Source organism: Novosphingobium sp. PASSN1 (assembly GCF_002278815.1).
This window is the reverse complement of record NZ_NKIS01000036.1, coordinates 1-2,492: the sequence shown is the minus strand read 5'-3', so window position 1 is coordinate 2,492 and position 2,492 is coordinate 1. Positions and strand designations below refer to the sequence as shown.

Genomic DNA, 2,492 nt, shown 5'->3' with positions numbered 1-2,492 from the left:
TGTTGATTTCCGCTGAGAGTTGACCCGGGATTTTCATCGAGAAGTGACCCGGGTGGATATGGTGCCCCGCGGTGCAGGGATGGGTCAAGTGGTGGCTTTTTCCTTTCGCGTTTTGGGCGCTCCAGCGCTGGCCCTGAACCGGAAGCTGTCGTTGCCGGTTTCCAGGATGTGGCAATGGTGCGTGAGCCGATCGAGCAGCGCAGTGGTCATCTTGGCATCGCCGAACACCTCGGCCCATTCGCTGAAGCTGAGATTGGTGGTGATGACGACGCTGGTACGCTCGTAGAGTTTGCTCAGCAGATGGAACAGCAGCGCACCGCCTGAGGGGCTGAACGGCAGATATCCCAGCTCATCGAGGATGATGAGATCGAGGCGCAGCAGACGATCGGCAAGCTGGCCCGCCTTGTTCGCGGCCTTTTCCTGCTCGAGCGCATTGACCAGATCGACAGTGGCGAAGAACCGCACTTTCTTGCGGTGATGCTCAGCCGCCTGAACACCGAGCGCTGTTGCGATATGGCTCTTGCCGGTTCCCGGACCGCCGATCAGCACGACATTGTCGGCGCCGTCGATGAACTCGCCGCGGTGAAGCTGGCGGACCATGGCTTCGTTGACCTCGCTGGAAGCAAAGTCGAACCCTGCCAGGTCCTTGTAAGCGGGGAACCGGGCAGCCTTGATCTGGTAGGCGATCGACCGGACTTCCCGTTCGGCCATCTCGGCCTTGAGGAGCTGGGACACGATCGGCACGGCCGCGTCGAACGCGGGCGCGCCTTGCTCGATGAGATCGCTGACGGCCTGGGCCATGCCGTACATCTTGAGCGCCTTGAGCATGACCACCACGGCGGCACTGGCAGGATCATGACGCATGGCGCAGCCCTCCATCGCGAAGGGCATCGTAGCGTCCGACATTAGCGAGCGGTTCCTGGGCAAGACGCAGCGCCTGCGGTGCATCAATCGGGGACGCCGGAGGAGCCTTGCCGTCGATCAGGCGATGCAGGACATTGAGGACATGGGTCTTGGTGGCAACGCCGGCCTCTAACGCTAGTTCGACCGCGCACAGCACGGCTTGCTCGTCATGCTGCAGCACGAGCGCCAGGATCTCGGCCATCTCCCTGTCTCCGCCAGGGCGGCGCAGGAGCTGGCTTTGAAGCTGCCGGAACGCATCGGGCATCTCGGCGAACGGTGCACCATTGCGCAAGGCTCCGGGCTTGCGCTGGATCACCGCCAGATAATGCCGCCAGTCATAGATCGTTCGCCCGCAGGTGTGATGGGATCGATCGATGATCCGGCTGTGCTCGCACAGGATCTGACCCTCGGCGGCGATCACGATCCGATCTGGATAAATCCGCAAGCTGACCGGGCGGTTGGCGAACGATGCCGGCACGCTGTAGCGCGTGCGTTCGAAGCTCACGAGACAGGTGGGTGATACCCGCTTGGTATGTTCGACGAAGCCGTCGAACGGCCGGCCTAGCGGCATCAGACTGGCCTCCTCGGCGGCTCGGACATCGGCGACGGTGCCAGGCTGCATGCCATGTTCGATCTGCGCCCATTGCGCGATGCACTGCGCTTCAAGCCAGGCGTTGAGCGCGTCGAGGTCGGGGAAGCTGGGCATGGGTTGCCACAGCCGCCGCCGGGCATCCTGGACGTTCTTCTCGACCTGTCCCTTCTCCCAACCCGAAGCCGGGTTGCAGAACTCGGGCTCGAACAGATAATGGCTCGCCATCGCCGCGAACCGTGCGTTGACCTGCCGGGCCTTGCCCGTACCGATCCGGTCGACCGCCGTGCGCATGTTGTCGAAGATCCCCCGCCGCGGCACGCCGCCCAGCACGCGGAACGCCTGGGTCAGCGCGTCGAACAGCATCTCGTGGGTCTGTAGCGGATAGGCCCGAACGGCGAAGGCACGGCTGTGCGAGAGCTTGGTATGCGCCACTTGCAGCTTGGTCTGCCGGCCGCCCAGCATTGCCCAGTCCTCGCTCCAGTCGAACTGGAACGCTTCGCCTGCCGCAAACACCAGCGGTACGAACGTACCGCGCCCGCTGGTCTGCGCTTCGCGTTGCCGCTCGGCCTTCCACGCCCTGACGAAGGCCGACACACGGCCATACGATCCGGCGTAGCCCAGCACCATGAGGTCGGCGTGCATCTGCTTGGCAGTGCGCCGCTGTTTGCGCGACTTGGAGCCCTCGGCCCGCAGCCAACCCGAAAGCTTCTCGGCAAATGGATCAAGCTTGCTCGGCCGCTCGGGAACCTTGAACTTGGGTTCAACTGTCCCGGCACGAAGGTACTTGCGGATCGTGTTGCGCGACAAACCTGTGCGTCGCTCGATCTCCCGGATCGGCATCTCATCACGAAAATGCCAGCGCCGGATAACGCTCAATAAAGCCATGTCGATCACTCCAATGTCCCCCGACCAGGCAGCCAGGGGGAAGGTCAGAACATGGGTCACTTCTCAGTGGAAATTATGCGCCTCCCGGGTCAGCTCTCAGTGGAAATCAACA

The 2,492-nt window shown here is 63.1% G+C and carries 2 protein-coding genes; both read right to left on the bottom strand.

The features are described 5' to 3' along the window. Positions 1-84: 84 nt before the first annotated feature. Positions 85-864, bottom strand: a complete 780-nt coding sequence (gene istB, locus CFE35_RS22455) for an IS21-like element helper ATPase IstB (RefSeq protein ID WP_264425633.1) — start codon at positions 862-864, stop codon at positions 85-87. After that, complete coding sequence (istA, locus tag CFE35_RS22450; protein WP_292934095.1) at positions 854-2,380, bottom strand: IS21 family transposase; 1,527 nt, start codon at positions 2,378-2,380, stop codon at positions 854-856. The genes istB and istA overlap by 11 nt, the downstream gene beginning before the upstream one ends. Positions 2,381-2,492 lie beyond the last annotated feature (112 nt).